General features: G+C 39.3%; 19 protein-coding genes. 9 read left to right on the top strand and 10 right to left on the bottom strand.

The features are described from left to right. Positions 1–160 precede the first annotated feature (160 nt). A complete protein-coding gene (locus ACGLXV_RS19270; RefSeq protein WP_391559941.1) occupies positions 161–1324 on the bottom strand; it encodes an iron-containing alcohol dehydrogenase in 1164 nt (387 codons plus the stop codon). A gap of 177 nt (positions 1325–1501) precedes the next feature. On the opposite strand from ACGLXV_RS19270, the gene ACGLXV_RS19265 reads away from it, so the two are divergent. Next, the gene (locus ACGLXV_RS19265) at positions 1502–1735 is read left to right on the top strand and encodes a DUF378 domain-containing protein (RefSeq protein WP_160546205.1); all 234 of its coding nucleotides are present in this window, start codon (positions 1502–1504) and stop codon (positions 1733–1735) included. A gap of 40 nt (positions 1736–1775) precedes the next feature. Here ACGLXV_RS19265 and ACGLXV_RS19260 read toward each other — a convergent pair whose 3' ends face one another. Continuing rightward, positions 1776–2972 carry an ornithine--oxo-acid transaminase gene (locus tag ACGLXV_RS19260; RefSeq protein WP_391559940.1) on the bottom strand — a complete coding sequence of 399 codons (1197 nt, stop codon included), beginning with the start codon at positions 2970–2972 and terminating at the stop codon, positions 1776–1778. Between the two features lie 139 nt (positions 2973–3111). Then, the gene (gene yugI / locus ACGLXV_RS19255; protein WP_119709753.1) at positions 3112–3510 is read right to left on the bottom strand and encodes a S1 domain-containing post-transcriptional regulator GSP13; all 399 of its coding nucleotides are present in this window, start codon (positions 3508–3510) and stop codon (positions 3112–3114) included. Positions 3511–3664: 154 nt separating this feature from the next. Between yugI and ACGLXV_RS19250 the strand changes: the two genes are divergently transcribed. From ACGLXV_RS19250 to ACGLXV_RS19240, 3 genes are all read left to right on the top strand, one after another. Then, positions 3665–5011, top strand: coding sequence for a sodium-dependent transporter (locus ACGLXV_RS19250; RefSeq protein ID WP_391559939.1), 1347 nt, complete (start codon positions 3665–3667; stop codon positions 5009–5011). 95 nt (positions 5012–5106) lie between these two features. Continuing rightward, positions 5107–5316 (top strand): helix-turn-helix domain-containing protein, encoded by a 210-nt coding sequence (locus tag ACGLXV_RS19245; RefSeq protein WP_391559938.1) that lies wholly within the window; start codon positions 5107–5109, stop codon positions 5314–5316. Positions 5317–5431: 115 nt separating this feature from the next. Then, entirely contained in the window at positions 5432–6289 is an 858-nt protein-coding gene (locus ACGLXV_RS19240) for a DegV family protein (protein ID WP_391559937.1), read from the top strand. A 52-nt stretch (positions 6290–6341) separates the two neighbouring features. On the opposite strand, the gene ACGLXV_RS19235 is transcribed toward ACGLXV_RS19240, so the two are convergent. Both ACGLXV_RS19235 and ACGLXV_RS19230 read right to left on the bottom strand, forming a co-directional pair. Beyond that, positions 6342–7505 (bottom strand): aminotransferase, encoded by a 1164-nt coding sequence (locus ACGLXV_RS19235; protein ID WP_391559936.1) that lies wholly within the window; start codon positions 7503–7505, stop codon positions 6342–6344. Then, positions 7505–8008, bottom strand: a complete 504-nt coding sequence (locus ACGLXV_RS19230; RefSeq protein WP_119709758.1) for an Lrp/AsnC family transcriptional regulator — start codon at positions 8006–8008, stop codon at positions 7505–7507. The genes ACGLXV_RS19235 and ACGLXV_RS19230 overlap by 1 nt, the downstream gene beginning before the upstream one ends. A 169-nt stretch (positions 8009–8177) precedes the next feature. On the opposite strand from ACGLXV_RS19230, the gene ACGLXV_RS19225 reads away from it, so the two are divergent. Next, positions 8178–9002: an alpha/beta fold hydrolase gene (locus ACGLXV_RS19225; protein ID WP_119710704.1), complete on the top strand. Its 825-nt coding sequence runs from the start codon at positions 8178–8180 to the stop codon at positions 9000–9002. Between the two features lie 41 nt (positions 9003–9043). Here ACGLXV_RS19225 and ACGLXV_RS19220 read toward each other — a convergent pair whose 3' ends face one another. Next, on the bottom strand, positions 9044–9304 hold the full coding sequence (locus tag ACGLXV_RS19220; RefSeq protein ID WP_391559935.1) for a DUF1871 family protein: 261 nt from the start codon (positions 9302–9304) through the stop codon (positions 9044–9046). Between the two features lie 87 nt (positions 9305–9391). Here ACGLXV_RS19220 and ACGLXV_RS19215 point away from each other — a divergent pair, with 87 nt between their 5' ends. Next, positions 9392–10558, top strand: a complete 1167-nt coding sequence (locus ACGLXV_RS19215) for a MalY/PatB family protein (RefSeq protein WP_391559934.1) — start codon at positions 9392–9394, stop codon at positions 10556–10558. A 78-nt stretch (positions 10559–10636) separates the two neighbouring features. Here the strand turns inward: ACGLXV_RS19215 and ACGLXV_RS19210 are convergent, their stop codons facing one another. Then, positions 10637–10840 (bottom strand): hypothetical protein, encoded by a 204-nt coding sequence (locus ACGLXV_RS19210; RefSeq protein ID WP_391559933.1) that lies wholly within the window; start codon positions 10838–10840, stop codon positions 10637–10639. A 76-nt stretch (positions 10841–10916) separates the two neighbouring features. Further along, positions 10917–11633: a peptidylprolyl isomerase gene (locus ACGLXV_RS19205; RefSeq protein ID WP_391559932.1), complete on the bottom strand. Its 717-nt coding sequence runs from the start codon at positions 11631–11633 to the stop codon at positions 10917–10919. 95 nt (positions 11634–11728) lie between these two features. Between ACGLXV_RS19205 and kapB the strand changes: the two genes are divergently transcribed. Continuing rightward, complete coding sequence (gene kapB / locus ACGLXV_RS19200) at positions 11729–12106, top strand: kinase-associated lipoprotein KapB (RefSeq protein WP_391559931.1); 378 nt, start codon at positions 11729–11731, stop codon at positions 12104–12106. A gap of 38 nt (positions 12107–12144) precedes the next feature. On the opposite strand, the gene kapD is transcribed toward kapB, so the two are convergent. After that, positions 12145–12768, bottom strand: a complete 624-nt coding sequence (gene kapD / locus ACGLXV_RS19195; RefSeq protein WP_119709764.1) for a 3'-5' exonuclease KapD — start codon at positions 12766–12768, stop codon at positions 12145–12147. A gap of 262 nt (positions 12769–13030) precedes the next feature. On the opposite strand from kapD, the gene ACGLXV_RS19190 reads away from it, so the two are divergent. Both ACGLXV_RS19190 and ACGLXV_RS19185 read left to right on the top strand, forming a co-directional pair. After that, positions 13031–14206: an MFS transporter gene (locus ACGLXV_RS19190; RefSeq protein ID WP_391559964.1), complete on the top strand. Its 1176-nt coding sequence runs from the start codon at positions 13031–13033 to the stop codon at positions 14204–14206. A gap of 29 nt (positions 14207–14235) precedes the next feature. Continuing rightward, a complete protein-coding gene (locus ACGLXV_RS19185; RefSeq protein WP_391559930.1) occupies positions 14236–16053 on the top strand; it encodes a transglycosylase domain-containing protein in 1818 nt (605 codons plus the stop codon). 36 nt (positions 16054–16089) lie between these two features. On the opposite strand, the gene ACGLXV_RS19180 is transcribed toward ACGLXV_RS19185, so the two are convergent. Next, positions 16090–16181, bottom strand: a 92-nt coding sequence (locus ACGLXV_RS19180; protein ID WP_391559963.1) for a DUF5366 family protein, incomplete at its 5' end; no start/stop codon positions are given.

Here is a 16181-nt window from a genome sequence, read left to right as displayed (position 1 = left end):
GTTAAGGAATCAAGAACTGTCTACTTATGTAAGCGCACACATTTCAAACAAATGTGTTAATTGTTAAGAAATGCTCAAAAACCCACCTTCTTACCGTAGTATTTCCACGCCTAAGAAAAAGAAACGCGTGCAATTACGAAAATTGCACGCAAAATAATTTTTATAAAGAAGCACGGTAAATCGCCATGACATCTTCTTTGTTTAACTTTGTGAAGTTTCCGAATTCGCCGTATACCATTGCTTTGTCAGCCATAACTTCGATTTGGCTATCGTCAATATCGTAGTCTGCTAAGCGTGATGGTGCACCGATTGAGTTCCAGAACTCACGAAGTTTATCGATTCCTTCTAAACCTACCTCTTCGTCTGTTTTGCCTTCTGCATTTACTCCGAATACGCGAACAGCAAGCTTCTTGAAGCGTTCTGGTTTCACTTTTAAGTTATGCTTCATCCAGTTCGGGAATAGAATCGCAAGTCCTCCACCGTGTGGGATATCGTAAACAGCCGAAACCGCATGCTCGATATTATGCGTTGCCCAGTCTCCACGGTATCCCATAGAAAGCATACCGTTTAATGCCATCGTTCCACTATAAAGTATGGTTGCACGATGCTCATAGCTTTCTAGGTTTTCAAGGAGCTTAGGTGCTGATTCCATTACGGTAAGCAATAATCCCTCACACATACGATCCTGAAGTTCTGTATTTTCTGTTAAATGGAAGTAATGTTCAAACACATGTGTCATCATGTCGACAATTCCGTAAACGGTTTGATCTCTTGGAACCGTATATGTATTAACTGGATCTAGAATAGAAAATTGCGGGAAAGTAACTGCACTGCCCCATCCGTATTTTTCATTTGTTTCCCAGTTCGTAATAACAGAGCCTGAATTCATTTCGGAGCCTGTTGCAGCTAATGTTAATACCGTACCAAACGGAAGCGCTTCCTTTGCAACGGCTTTTCGAGTCATAAGGTCCCATGTGTCACCGTCATACTTCGCACCAGCAGCAATTGCCTTTGTACAGTCGATAACACTTCCACCACCAACGGCTAATAGAAAATCAATTCCTTCATTTCTGCAGATTTCTACTCCCTTTTTGACTGTAGAGATACGAGGATTAGGTTCCACACCTGATAACTCAAATAACTCAACATCTACTTCTTTTAATAATGACAAGACCTGATCATATAGGCCATTTCGTTTAATGCTTCCGCCTCCATACACAAGTAACACTTTCTTGCCGTATTGAGGTACTTCTACCTTCAATTGTTCAATAGTGCCTTTACCAAAAATCAATTTCGTCGGATTAAAAAATGTAAAATTATCCATACTTCATCCTCCTATTCAATCTTTATTATGTTCCAAAATAGTAGCGAATGCAAAAAAATAGACTCCAAAATTCTTCCTATGAAAATGTATAAAAGGGGGACAAGAATCAAACGATAAGATTGTGTAACTTTATATAGCCAAACTATATAAAAAAACCATCCCAAGGAGGAAATCTGTATGAGTACCATTCAACGTATTGCACTAGTACTTACAATTATCGGGGCTATCAACTGGGGATTAATTGGATTCTTCCAATTTGACTTAGTGGCAGCTATCTTTGGCGGACAAGGTTCTGCACTTTCTAGAATTATCTACGGCTTAGTTGGTATCGCTGGGTTATTAAATCTAGGCCTCCTATTTAAACCAAATGAACAAACCGTGAGAGATCCTGAACCAAGACCAACTCGCTAATTTTAAAAAATCCTTGCACCCAAAAAGTGCAAGGATTTTTTTATGTGCGTAATACTTTCTTAATTCGTTCAATCGCCCAGTCAAGGTCTTCGTCACTAATCACTAATGGCGGAGCAAAGCGAATAACTGTGTCATGTGTTTCCTTACATAACAGTCCTTCTTCTTTCAACTGCTCACAGTACTTTCTAGCAGGGACCGTAAGTTCGACACCGATAAACAGTCCACGACCACGAACTTCTTTAATGATTGGGTTCTTGATTTGTTGTAATTTTGAAAGAAAATAGCTTCCAAGCTCCTGAGAACGTTCCGCTAACTTTTCTTCCTTCAGTACTTGTAAAGCGGCAATGGAAACCGCACACGCCATCGGGTTGCCACCGAATGTTGACCCGTGCGACCCTGGATTAAAGACACCAAGAACTTCTTTGTTTGCGACGACGCAAGAGATTGGGAATACTCCTCCACCAAGCGCCTTTCCTAAAATATACATGTCTGGTTCAATGCCTTCCCATTCACAAGCAAACATTTTCCCCGTACGGGCAAGTCCAGCTTGAATTTCATCGGCAATAAATAGTACATTGTTTTCTTTACAAAGGTCAAAAGCAGCAGGCATAAACCCTTCAGGTGGAATAACAATGCCCGCTTCACCTTGGATAGGTTCGATTAAGAAAGCAGCTGTATTTGGAGTGATTGCAGCTTTTAATGCTTCGATGTCACCATATGGAATCAGCTTAATTCCTGGTAGCATCGGTCCAAATCCACGCTTATACTCTTCTTCAGAAGATAGAGAAACCGCTGTCATTGTACGCCCATGAAAATTACCTAAGCATGCAATAATCTCTGCTTGATTATCTTCTACACCCTTCACATCATACGCCCACCGACGTGCAGCCTTAACCGCTGTTTCCACAGCCTCCGCACCAGTATTCATAGGCAATGCCATTTCTTTATTTGTTAATTCACAAATCATCTCATACCATGGTCCAAGCTGATCATTATGAAATGCACGTGATGTAAGTGTCACACGATCAGCCTGTTCCTTTAATGCTTCAATAATTTTCGGATGACGATGACCTTGGTTTACAGCCGAATACGCGCTAAGCATATCCATATATTTGTTACCTTCAGGATCCTCCACCCAAACACCTTCTGCTTTAGAAATAACAATCGGAAGAGGGTGATAGTTATTAGCCCCAAACTTTTCCGTTTGCTCAATCACTTCTTGTGACTTACTCGCCATATTATTAACCTCCGATCTCATTCATTCGTGGTGAAAAAACTACCTTTTCTTAGTGTATCTTAAAAGAATAACTTATGTCCTTTCTCGAGAAAAAAACATAAAAAAAGTGGGAGAATTTCTCCCACACTTTAATCATTTATTATCTTTGTGATTGCTCAATCCACTCTTGTAACTTATCTTTTAGCGTGTTAAAGCCTTGTGGTGCTTCTGTATCTTGCTTGATAGCAGCTGCAGCTGTACGCTTTCTTGGCTTCTTCGGAGCAGCCTTTGGTGCAGCTACTGGTGCTTCAGGAGCTTCTACAGTTGCGCGGATAGAAAGACCGATTTTCCCAGCATTTTCATCGATAGAAAGAACCTTTACTTGAACTTCATCTCCTACTTTAAGGTGCTCGTTAATATCTTTAACGAATCCGTGAGTAATTTCTGAAATATGAACTAACCCTTGAGTATTTTCATCAAGTGCAACGAACGCACCGTATGCTTGAATTCCCGTAACTTTACCTGTAACAACACTTCCAACTTCAATTTTCTCTGACATAGAAACACTCCTAAATATAGTTTATTTATCATTTTTATACGCAATATAAGATTATATCACAATGTCACATCTTATTCAAAAATTTTTACTACACAATAGTCCGAAAATATAGTATTATGGGAAAATATCTTTTAAAGTAGGTGTAAAAACTGTAATGAAAACACATGAGCAATGGACATCAAAGATTGGCTTTATTCTTGCAGCAGCTGGCTCTGCAATTGGTCTAGGAGCCATTTGGAAATTCCCATACATGGCTGGAACAAATGGTGGAGGACTCTTTTTCCTTCTTTTTTTATTGTTAACTTTATTTATCGGTGCACCGATCCTTATTGCTGAATTTATTATTGGTAGAAATACGCAAAAGGATGCAATCACCGCCTATAAAATTCTTGCTCCAAACTCAAAATGGAAGGTTATAGGGTATTTAGGAGTCATCATTTCAGGACTTATCTTATCTTTTTATAGTGTGGTAGGCGGATGGATCTTATCTTATCTATTTCGTAGCGTTACTGGCAGTTTAACAGGACTCTCTCAGGATCAGTACGGATCTCTATTCGGTACGATTATTAGTAATCCTATTGAAGCGATTGTTGCACAAGCTATCTTTATGATACTAACCATTTTCGTGATCCAAGGCGGGGTTCAGCAAGGAATTGAGAAAGCTAGTAAATACATGATGCCGGCCTTATTTATTCTTTTTATCATACTAGCCATACGTTCCTTAACTCTTGATGGCGCATCAAAAGGAGTGGAGTTTCTCCTTAAACCAAATTGGAGTAGTCTAACCCCTGACACCATCTTACTAGCGCTAGGACAGTCCTTTTTTGCTTTAAGCGTTGGTATTTCCGTTATGGTTACGTATGCATCTTATCTTTCTAAAAAGGAAAACATTACTAAGTCAGCATTTTCGGTTGTTGGTCTTAATATTTTTATCTCTCTACTTGCTGGTCTCGTTATTTTCCCAGCAGTATTTGCACTCGGATTTGAACCTGGGGCAGGACCTGGTTTGGTGTTTGTGGTCCTCCCTGCCGTATTTAACGAAATGGCATTTGGCGCATTCTTTTTAACGATTTTCCTTGTGCTGCTTTTGTTTGCGACATTAACCTCTGCTTTTTCCATTTTAGAAATTGTTGTAGCGGCTATTGTTAAAGAGAAAACAGAACAGCGCAAACAATGGGCTTGGAAAACAGGCATTGTTATTTTTATCTTTGGAATTCCTAGCGCATTATCTTTTGGAGTTTGGTCTGATGTTCTAATCTTCGGAAAAACGATCTTTGATTTTGCAGATTTTATTGCAAGTAATATTGGGATGCCGTTAGGAGCCTTTTTTATCTCTATTTTTGTTGGGCACCGGCTTCCATACAAGCTATTGAAAAGTGAGTTAGCATTAGGAACATTCGGGAATATGAACAAGCTGTTTACAATCTGGTATTTCACGATTCGATTTATCGTTCCCGTTGCGATTATTTTTGTATTTTTACGTTCGATTGGTCTTTTGTAACTGTAACGAAACGTTCACGATTGGGATAAATTCCCCTATCCTAATCGTGATAAAATAAATAAAGAATATAATCTTTTTCGAAAGGAAGATGAGCCATGACTGCAATTGGGCAAAACATTAAACGCTTTCGGGAAGAATTAGAAATGTCACAGCAGGAGCTTGCTATTAAGATCCGTGTTGGCACTGCTACGATTGACAAATATGAGTCAGGCGTACAAACTCCTGACACACAAACCATTTTAAAAATATCTACTGTACTTGATATTCCAGTCTCTGAATTGATGCAACAAGAAAGTCATATATAAATAGTAATAGGTAAAGCGAGGGATTTGTTCCTCGCTATTCGTTTGTTTCATTCAGTTTATTTGGAGATTATTTTTCATTATCATAGTGCTTATATAACATCTTATGGAGGATATTATGGCAAAGAAAATTGCTTGGGTAACCGATTCGACGGCAAGCTTCTCAGAAAAAGATCAAGCTTGGTTACAAGACAATCATATATACGTGGTTCCCCTTTCGTTCACGTTTGGAAACGCAACCTTTAAAGAGGGTGTAGACATAACTACCGAGGAATTTTATGAGATGATGAGTAACTCAAGTTTTCCGCCAACTAGCTCACAGCCTGCCCTAGGGGACTTTATTGACCTTTATACCCAATTAAAAGAAAGCTACGATGAAGCGATCATTATCCATGTATCTAGTGAACTATCTGGAACGTACTCCACATCCACACAAGCGGCTGAGATCGTTGGTTTCCCTGTACACCCAGTTGATTCGTGGATCGGTTCTTTTCCGTTAAAGTTCTTACTAGAAGAAGGAATCACCTTGTATAAGGATGGACTAAAGCCCTCTGAAATTGTAAAAGAACTTCTTTCGTTAAGAGAAAAATGCCGCTTGATCTTAATTCCTGCTAACTTAGATCAATTGAGAAAAAGTGGACGAGTCTCCAATTTTGGCTCTATTTTAGGAAATCTTCTACAAATAAAACCACTGCTTGCTTTTAAGGAAGGGAAAGTAAATATCGTTGAAAAAATTCGCACGATGAGAAAAGCGGAGCAGGCATTAATAGACCGTTTGCACGAAGCGTACAAGCAAGGAATCTACGATCGAATTGGAATTATGCACGCAGGTGAAAAGGAGATCGTTGAAAGTTTACTCTCAAAAATTATGGCCGAGTACGAGTCATTGAAGATCGAAGTACTCCCATTAATTCCTGTTGCTGGTGTTCATACAGGCGTAGGAACCATTGCTTTGTCATATATCATGAAGGATTAAATACTAGAAAAAAGGACAACTGTTTACGGTCAGTTGTCCTTTCTTATGGATATTATCTTTCAACAAACCGTTTGATTCGTTTCACCGCTTCTTGTAAATGTTCCATGGATGAAGCGTACGAGCAGCGAATATGCCCTTCCCCGCTACTTCCAAACACATTACCTGGAACAACTGCTACTTTTTCTTCGATCAATAATTGTTCAGCAAATTGCTCTGATGACAGACCTGTACTTACAATGGATGGGAATGCATAGAACGCACCACCAGGGATATGACAGGAAAGCCCGATATCATTTAGTGACTGAACAAAATAGTTCCTTCTTCTACGATAACTTTTTTTCATATCCTCTACGTCTTCTCTGCCGCCTTTTAATGCCTCAAGTGCCGCGTACTGCGCCATCGTCGGAGCACACATCATGGCATATTGATGAATTTTTAACATAGCTGCAGTTAGTTCTTCGTTGGCACATACAAAACCAAGTCTCCAACCTGTCATTGCAAAGCCTTTCGAGAAACCGTTAATAAGAAGGGTTCTATGTCTCATGCCTTCAATCGCAGCAAAACTTACATATTGTTCATCATAGGCAAGCTCTGCGTAGATTTCATCAGATAACACGAGAAGATCATGCTTTTCGATGAATGTGGCAAGCTCTACTAATTCTTTCTCACCCAGCATTGTACCTGTTGGATTATTGGGAGAACAAAGCATAATCGCCTTCGTCCGGTCGGTAATCGCCTTTTCTAACTGATGAGTTTGAATTTTAAAATCGTACTCTTCTGTTGCTTGAACCGCAACTGGCTTTCCACCTGCTAACGAAACTAGTGGTGCATAAGAGACGAAGCTTGGTTCAATAACAATGACCTCATCACCTGGATCGAGAATCGCACGTAATGCAATGTCTAATGCTTGACTCGCTCCAACGGTAATGATTATCTCGCTTTTCGGATTATAATCCACATGAAATTGCTTTTTCATATACGAGGACACTTCGTTACGAAGCTCTAATAATCCAGCATTTGCTGTATAAGATGTATAACCTTGTTCAAGGGAAAGAATGGCTGCTTCTCTAGCTGACCAAGAGGTGACAAAGTCAGGCTCACCTACCCCTAAGGAAATAACCCCTTCCATTCCTGCTGCAAGATCAAAAAACTTACGAATTCCAGATGGCTTAAGGTCTTCTACCGTTTTTGCCAAATAAGATTTTGTCTGTTTCATTACGGTGACACCACAATTCTCTTATCATCGTCTGCTAATGGTTCAAATATCGTCCCATCATGCTTATATTTTTTCAAAATAAAATGAGTGGTTGTTGATAAGACAGAATCAAGAGTAGATAGTTTATTTGAAACAAATCTAGCTACTTCATTCATCGATTTCCCTTCAATAATGACGCTAAGGTCATAGGCACCTGACATCAAATATACGGATTTTACTTCTTTAAATCGGTAGATACGTTCAGCTACTTCATCAAAGCCTACTCCACGCTTTGGTGTTACCTTCACATCAATCATAGCGGTAACGCCTTCATGACCGTCAATTTTAGACCAATCCACTACGGTTGTGTAATGAACAAGAACTTTCTCCTTTTCAAGCTTCTTAATAAGCTCAACTGTTTCTTGCAAGCTTAGGCCGATCATTTTCGCTACATCTTCAGATGAAATTCGGGCATCCTTTTCAAGAATTTCTACAACTTCGAGTTCTTTTTCCGAAAGTTTCATGCGTTAACATCCTTTTCTGCTTTATCGCTTAAAATAGTTACATTATAACAAAAATGCGTAAAAAATAATTTAATTTTCAAATTTATCATCATATTTTTTTATGATTGTTTTTGTCATTGATGGGTATTCTATGAAAAAACAAATTGCCGTTAAAGGAGTGAATACGAAGATGGATGACGCTAGCATCACCGGTACGATCAATATTAACGGAAACGACCTGTATTATGAACATTATAAACATTCTCAAGCAACAGATACGCTATTGCTCATTCATGGGTTTCTCTCGTCTACCTTTAGCTTCCGAAGACTAATTCCTCTTCTTCGTGAGGAATTTAACGTCATCGCCATTGATTTCCCGCCATTCGGTAAAAGCGGTAAATCAAAGAAGTTTATTTACTCGTATGAGAATATAGCACATTCGATTATTTCCTTTGTGGAGCATCTTCATATAAAAAATGTATCGATTATCGGTCACTCGATGGGGGGACAAATCGCTTTAAAAATCTCGCAATTACGGCCTGATCTCGTAAAACGCTCGGTATTATTATGTAGCTCTGGCTACTTAAAACGAATGAAACTTCCTCTTGTTCTATCTAGTTATCTTCCCTTTTTCCACTTGTATGTGAAAAGACATCTTGCAAAATCAGGAGTGAAGAAAAATCTTGTTAATGTCGTGCATGATCATTCGATGATTGATGATGATATGTTGAACGGATATTTAGTCCCTTTTTTAAAAGGAGATATTTTCCCAGCCTTAACTCGGATGATACGGCATAGAGAAGACGAGCTGGATGAGTCTGATTTGAAAAAAATCGAGACTCCGTGTCTGCTCATTTGGGGCGAGCATGACAGAGTTGTCCCACTAAGGGTTGGAAAACGATTGAAGCAAGATTTAAAGAACTCCGAGCTCATTGTGTTAAAGGAGACAGGACATCTTGTACCTGAAGAACGACCTGAAATAGTACACAAGTATATTAAAGAGTTTCTTGTGTAAATAAAGCTTCAAGCCAGTATCCGCTTGAAGCTTTTTTAACATTACAACGAGCAAGAGCTTTCGTTTTTAATCGCTAACAATTCTTCGGCCATGGCTGTACATTCAGATAAAGGAATGATTTCTTCAAAAGAAAACTCATATATGCTTTGGATTTTTCGAGCAAGCTCTTTTACAGATGACAAAACGTGTACTGCTTGAATCGTATCCGCAATTTCTGGATCATAGCTGTCTTCCCCATATCCGAGTGGATCCCATTCTATCAGACGCTGTAACAAACTTAAATTCATTTCGAGCATTTCCATGTAAAATCACCTTTTATTTTATCTTTTCGTTCACATATCTTATCATATTACATAGATCAAATAAAATGGAAAAAGGTGAGGTGCTTTATGACTACATATGATTTTGATAAAGTGATTGACCGAAATAATACGGGATCTGTTAAATGGGGGCTCCTGCACGATGTGTTCGGAAGCAGTGATCTTCATCCGATGTGGGTAGCAGATATGGACTTCCCGCCGCCTACTGAAGTAACAAATGCGATTCGAAATCGATTAGAGCATGAAATTTTCGGCTACACCTTTGTTCCCCCATCTGTTGGAAAAGCCATTCAAGCTTGGGTGAAAACAAGACATAATTGGGAGATTCGTCAAGCATGGATTACATACAGTTCAGGAGTTGTCCCTTCTATCAGTACGGCCGTCCAAGCATTTACTTCTGTTGGAGACAAGGTAATGCTTCAATCTCCTGTGTATACTCCGTTCTTTTCTATGGTTGAAAAAAATGAGCGCGTGGTCGTGAACTCTCCATTAAAAAATGTAAATAACCGTTACGAAATCGACTTTGAGGATTTTGAAGCTAAGCTGAAAGAAGGCGTTAAGCTATTTATATTATGTAATCCTCACAATCCAAGCGGAAGAGTGTGGAAAAAAGAAGAACTTCTTCAAATCGGTGAACTTTGCAAAAAGTACAATTGCTTAATTTTATCAGATGAAATTCATTCCGATCTTGTGTTTGATGGAACTACGCATGTCCCGATTGCGAGCTTAGAGGACTTTGCTGATTTTGTTGTCACTTGTATCGCTCCAAGTAAAACCTTTAATTTAGCAGGCTTGCAGGCTTCTGTAGTGATTACTAGCAATCAGAAACTTCAAGAGTTATTCCAAGCTGAACAACAAAAGCAAGGATTTCATACATTAAATACGTTTGGAATCGTTGGAATGGAGGCAGCTTATCTTCATGGTGAAACATGGTTAACCGAAGCTCTTGCATACATGGCAGAAAATATTCGCTATGTACAGGAGTTCCTAGAGGCTGAGCTTCCACAAATAAAGATGATGCAGCCGGAAGGTACGTACTTAATCTGGATGGATTGTCGTGAGCTTGGACTTTCAGATGATGACTTAAAGAAAGCACTGATCGAAAAAGGAAAACTTGGACTCGAACCTGGACCAAAATACGGCCCGGGTGGAGAAGGCTTTGTCCGTATGAATGTAGCGTGTTCAAAAGAACATGTGACAGAAGGATTGGAGCGATTGAAAGCAGCATTTGCTTAATAGTCAGACGGAAGAGTAGGACTCTTCCGTCTTTTTGTTTAAATTAAAAAACGCACACTTTTCAAGAAAAGTGTACGTTTATCCTTTGTTTTGGTGCTCACTCATAATTTGATTTTCTAATTCTTTTGCTTTTGCTTCTTCTTTTCGTGAAATTTTTACGATAAATCGCATCGTGAAAATACAGAGGATTAAGAAGATGGTAAAAGAAATAGCTGCAGGAATGTATTCAGACTTATCTTCTGGAAAATATAGAAACAATGATAATATAAACGAATGGAACATGACGATCTTCCTTTCTGCATACGAGCAGTCATTCATGCCTATTATATCAAGGTTCCTACCGATCGTCCAAGGACGATTACTTCAGCACAGTAATCTTCTTGATAACAACATCTTCTTCCGGCTTATCACCTTCTCCTACTGGAGTGGTAGCTATTTTATCAACCACATCCATCCCTTCAATCACTTGACCAAACACGGTATGTGCTTTATCCAACCATGGAGTACCACCATCTTCATACTGCTTGATCACTTTATCGTTGTAACCAGCTTGCTTCATTTGGTCTACTAAGCCAGAATCGAGTGTTTTATTTTGAACGATAAAAAACTGACTTCCATTCGTGTCTGCCCCAGAGTTAGCCATTGATAAGGCACCTCTGAAATTATAAAGCTGATTAGAGAACTCATCTTCAAATGGCTCTCCATAAATGCTTTCTCCACCCATTCCTGTTCCATCTGGGTCTCCACCCTGAATCATAAAGTCATTTATTACACGGTGGAAAATGACTCCTTCGTAATATCCCTCTTCACTATGAGTAATAAAGTTTTCTACTGCCTTTGGAGCTTGTTCTGGGAACAGCTTGATTTTGATATTTCCCATTGATGTTTCCATTTCGACCAGTCTTTCCTTTTCACCAACCTCTGTGGTTGCCTGTGGAAGCTCAATATTTTCTTGGTTAGCGGTTTCATTATTGCTTGCATTTCCGTTCGAATTATCCGTACCTTCTTCATTGCTTGTCCCACAACCAGTGACAAGGAAAACAACGAATAATAAACACGCTAGGAATTTCTTCATGTAATCACCCTCCAAAATACTTTGTTTTTCATAATGCTTACGTCATAATTATTATCATATACAGTTCTAGCCCAATTTGAAAGGAGAAACGAAAAATGTCCGACATTCAAATCGGTGACAAGGTCACAGCAATTTATAAAACCGGAAAGTATATTGGTGAAGTAACAAACATCCGTCCAGAGACCATTCTTGTTCGCGTCCTCGCTGTTGTTACTCATCCGACACAAGGAGATTTACATAGTCATAAGGATGCAGATGTGCCTCTTTTTCATGAAAGACGAGCTCTTGCTTACCGAGAACAAGCCAACATCCCTGCAAAAATGGTAAAGCCCTATACAGACGAAATTCCTGAATACAAAGAGTCCCTAACGAATGCCATTCAAAAATTAAGAGATACGTTGGCTAGCGATGACACCCTTTGGGCAAAAAAGAGCCTTGAAAATATCTCAACACTTGAGAAAGAATACTTCTAACACACAAAAGCCAAATCCAGTTTGAGGGATTTGGCTTTTTATGCGAACTTATTAAGTACTTTGGAGAAATCAATGCGGTCACCAATCGTGGTTGGTGCATGTCCTTGAAGGTACTTTTTATCCTTCTCAACTAAACGAAAAATATTGAATGTGGTTAATGCATCGTCCAGCGCCCGGTGGTGCTTGCCTGTTCCTTCCTTGCCATACTCTTGTACCGCTTTCCATAAGCCAGTTTGATTTTGGTCTCCGAAGAATCGCTTGTACTCCATGGATAAATCGAGTTCTTCCCCTTTTAAAGGAAAAGGTAGACCGGCTTGTTCGCAGTTATTACGAAGAACCCTCATGTCCATATTGCCCCATGTAACGATTGTAAGGTCTAATGAAGGGGAACTTAACTGCTCAAACTTTTTCACAAGATCTGTAAAACTAATGCCACCATTGACTTGTTCCTGTGAAATTTTCAAAAATGATTTACAGCGGTCCGATAGCATAGGGAAACGATTAGGAGTGACATACGAAGAAAATTTCTCGCAGATTTGATCATTTACAACCGACACAATGCCAGCCTCAATGATTTCTGGGTAAAAACCTCTAAACCGCTCAGATCTCTCAGGCATCGTAAACTCAAAATCAATAAATAAATACTGATGCTCCTTCCTCATCTTACGTACCCTCTTTCCTCCTTCGAGTATCACTACCATTATATGAAATAACCATTCCAAAAAATGAACATGAATGTTTTTTTATTATATCATGATTTTTATTAATTTTTTCACTTTTCTGTTTAATTCATTCGAATAAAGTGTGAAAAGGAATATCAGCCCTAAAATATGCTATAATTTCCATAAGCTAATATTTAGTAAAACGAAATAATTACAATAAGAAGGTGTTTTTGCTTTGTATCAAAAAAGAAATTTACGAATTATGTGGATCGCAAATTTCCTCGTATCTGCAAGTGCAACGATGATTCTTCCTTTTTTATCGTTGTACATTGAAACATTTGGATCTTTTTCCCCGGACTATGTTCAAAAATGGGCTGGGTATGTGTTTGGGGTAACCTTTTTAGCAGCTTTCTTTATTTCACCTTTATGGGGACGGTTTGGAGATAAACATGGGTATAAGCCTATTTTGATGATTACCGGATTCGGTATTGGTATCAGTATCTTTTTCATGGGGTTTACAAATTCTGTTATGGAGCTCTTTATCCTGCGACTTGTTATGGGTGTCGTTACTGGATTTATCCCCACCTCACTCGCCCTCATATCCTCACAAACTCCAAAAGAGATTGCTGGTAAGGTACTTGGAACGTTACAGATGGGTACCGTCTCTGGTGGCCTGCTCGGTCCATTATTCGGAGGATTGTTAGCAGACAGTTTTGGTTTTCAATATACGTTTTTCATCACCTCCTTCGTAATCGTTGCTGCTACTCTTTTAGTCTCGTTTGGAATTCATGAAGGGAACGACCGACAAAAGGTGAAGGAGAAGAATGCTTTTACCCAAAAGGAAGTGTTTTTTTACATTTTTAAAAATCCTGTCCTGCTCTCGATCATGATCCTATCATTATTAATTCAAACCGCTAACTTTAGTGTACAGCCACTATTAGCTCTGTATGTCAATGAGCTTGTCCAAACGACCCATATCGTTTTTCTAGCAGGGGTTGCTTTTTCAGCAACCGGATTTGGGAACTTGTTAGCCACTCGGCGTTGGGGGAAGCTTGGTGATGATATCGGGCATGAACGAGTGATCCTCATTTTATTACTCTCTGCGTCCATTCTATTTATTCCGCAGGCACTTGCTACCCAGTTATGGCAACTTGTGTTGTTCCGTTTTATGTTCGGAATGGTGGTTGGGGGAATCCTTCCTTGTATGACCGCTTATATCCGACAAGTCGCTCCCCTTTCCATACAAGGGGAAGTATTGGGCTATAACGTAAGTTTTCGATTTTTAGGAAACGTCATTGGACCTGTAATGGGTGGACTTATTTCGGGGTGGTATAATATCTCAACTGTCTTTTTTGTCACTAGTGCTTTATTCCTTGCTGCTTTTGTCTTATTATGGTGGAGTGTGAGAAAAACAGAAACACTGCTATCTTCATCATAATTTTTTCATAGAAAGGGAATCGGCCAAACATGAAAGCAGCAACTGGTTATTTGTTTATTATCCTGCTTCTCCCCGTCTTTTTCCTGCTTGCCTATTTTTCTAGCAAAGAGGTACGCTCTTTTGATACTTTCGATCATGTGATAGAAAACAAGATCCAGTTAGAAAAAACAAACTTATCACAAACAAGCTTGATCAAAGATCGCAATGGGGAAACAGTTTTAGAATGGTACAGCACGGTAAATCGCATTGTTTTACCATCTGAGGACATTCCCGAGCTATTGCGTGAGGTGTTTGTTCTATCAGAGGATCAGCACTTTTATGAGCATATTGGCTTTGACTTAACAGCCATGGGTCGTGCACTCACGATCAATATTCAGTCAAACGGAATTGAGCAGGGAGCAAGTACGATTACACAGCAGCTCGCTCGAAATTTATATTTAACTCATGAGCAATCCTACAATCGAAAGCTTAGTGAAATTCTTTACGCCTACAAGCTAGAGAAAACTTACTCAAAAAAGGAAATCATAGATTTATATATTAATTCTATTTATTTTCAAAATGGGGCTTACGGAATTGAAGCAGCGGCTAAACATTACTTTAACCGCGGAACACTTGAACTTACAAAAGCGGAGCTGCTTTTTCTAGCTGCTGTTCCGAACAATCCGACTTACTACGATCCATTAACCCATTTCGATCGAACAAAAGCGCGTCAAGAGCGTCTCATAGATTTATTAGTTGAAAAAGACAAGCTCTCGGCTTCAGAAGCAACAGAAATAAAAAATTCGCCTATCAATCTAACATTGCATGAACGAATTGACGAAGCACCTGATTACATGGCGTATGTTCAAAATGAATTATCTCAATTAATTGCCCTTTCAGAAGGATTAACCAACGAGGAACAGATTGACAATCGGGTAAAAGAAGTGATTGCTTCCGGAATTAGCATTGAAACTTCATTGGACCAAAGTCTTCAAAATCGAGCAAAAACAGCGGTTAGTGATAATCTACCATTTATCGATGTGGAAGGTTCTGTGGCAGTCATTGACCATACAAATGCACAGATACTTGCACTCGTTGGCGGAAAAAACTATCAAAAAGGTGAATTCAATCGGGCGTTCCAAGCTTATCGTCAGCCTGGTTCATCGATAAAACCATTACTTGTTTACGCACCTTATATACAAGAGACGCAATCCTCTCTATCTAAAACAGTAAATGCAGGAGAGCTCTGTATTGGTAACTATTGCCCTGAAAACTATGGTGGAAAAATATACGGGAATGTAACACTTGAACGCGCGTTTGCCAACTCATACAATACACCGGCTGTTCGACTTTTAAACGAAATTGGTGTAGAAACGGGCTTTCAATATCTTACATCATTCCCTTTTAAGAAGCTAGTAGCCGAGGATCATGTGTTACCAGCTGCCGTTGGTGGCTTTACGTATGGAATGTCACCATTAGAGCTGACAGGAGCTTATACCTCCTTTTATGATGGAGGGTACCAGCATCCACGTGCGATTCGTAAGGTTACCGATTTACAAGGAAAGGTTCTTTACGAATGGAAGGATGAGAAAAAACAAGTCTGGTCTGCTGAAACCGTCAGTAGCATGCGCAATCTTTTATCCGAAACGGTCTCTTCAGGAACCGCTCGAAAAGCCCATTTATCTCAAGCAACATACCAAGGCGGGAAAACAGGAACAACGAATAATTACCAAGACTACTGGTTTGTTGGTTTAACAGATACGCTAACGGTTGGAGTTTGGGTAGGAAGAGACATGCCATCCAGCATTGAAAATATTGAGCAATACTCTCCACATCTTTATATATGGAAAGCGATTATGTCGCACTAAAAACAAAACCCCGGATGAGTTCTTCATCCGGGGTTCTTATACTGGTAAACTAGCAACGATGCTGTTGTATACTTTTAACGCAATAAATACGACACCTAACACGAGGGTTGACCAGGTAAGGACCTGAA

Origin of the sequence: Robertmurraya sp. (assembly GCF_036676585.1) — a bacterium.
In the GTDB taxonomy this organism is placed as follows: domain Bacteria; phylum Bacillota; class Bacilli; order Bacillales; family Cytobacillaceae; genus Robertmurraya_A.
Note: the sequence above shows the minus strand (reverse complement) of the source record. Positions and strands in the feature narration are given on the sequence as shown.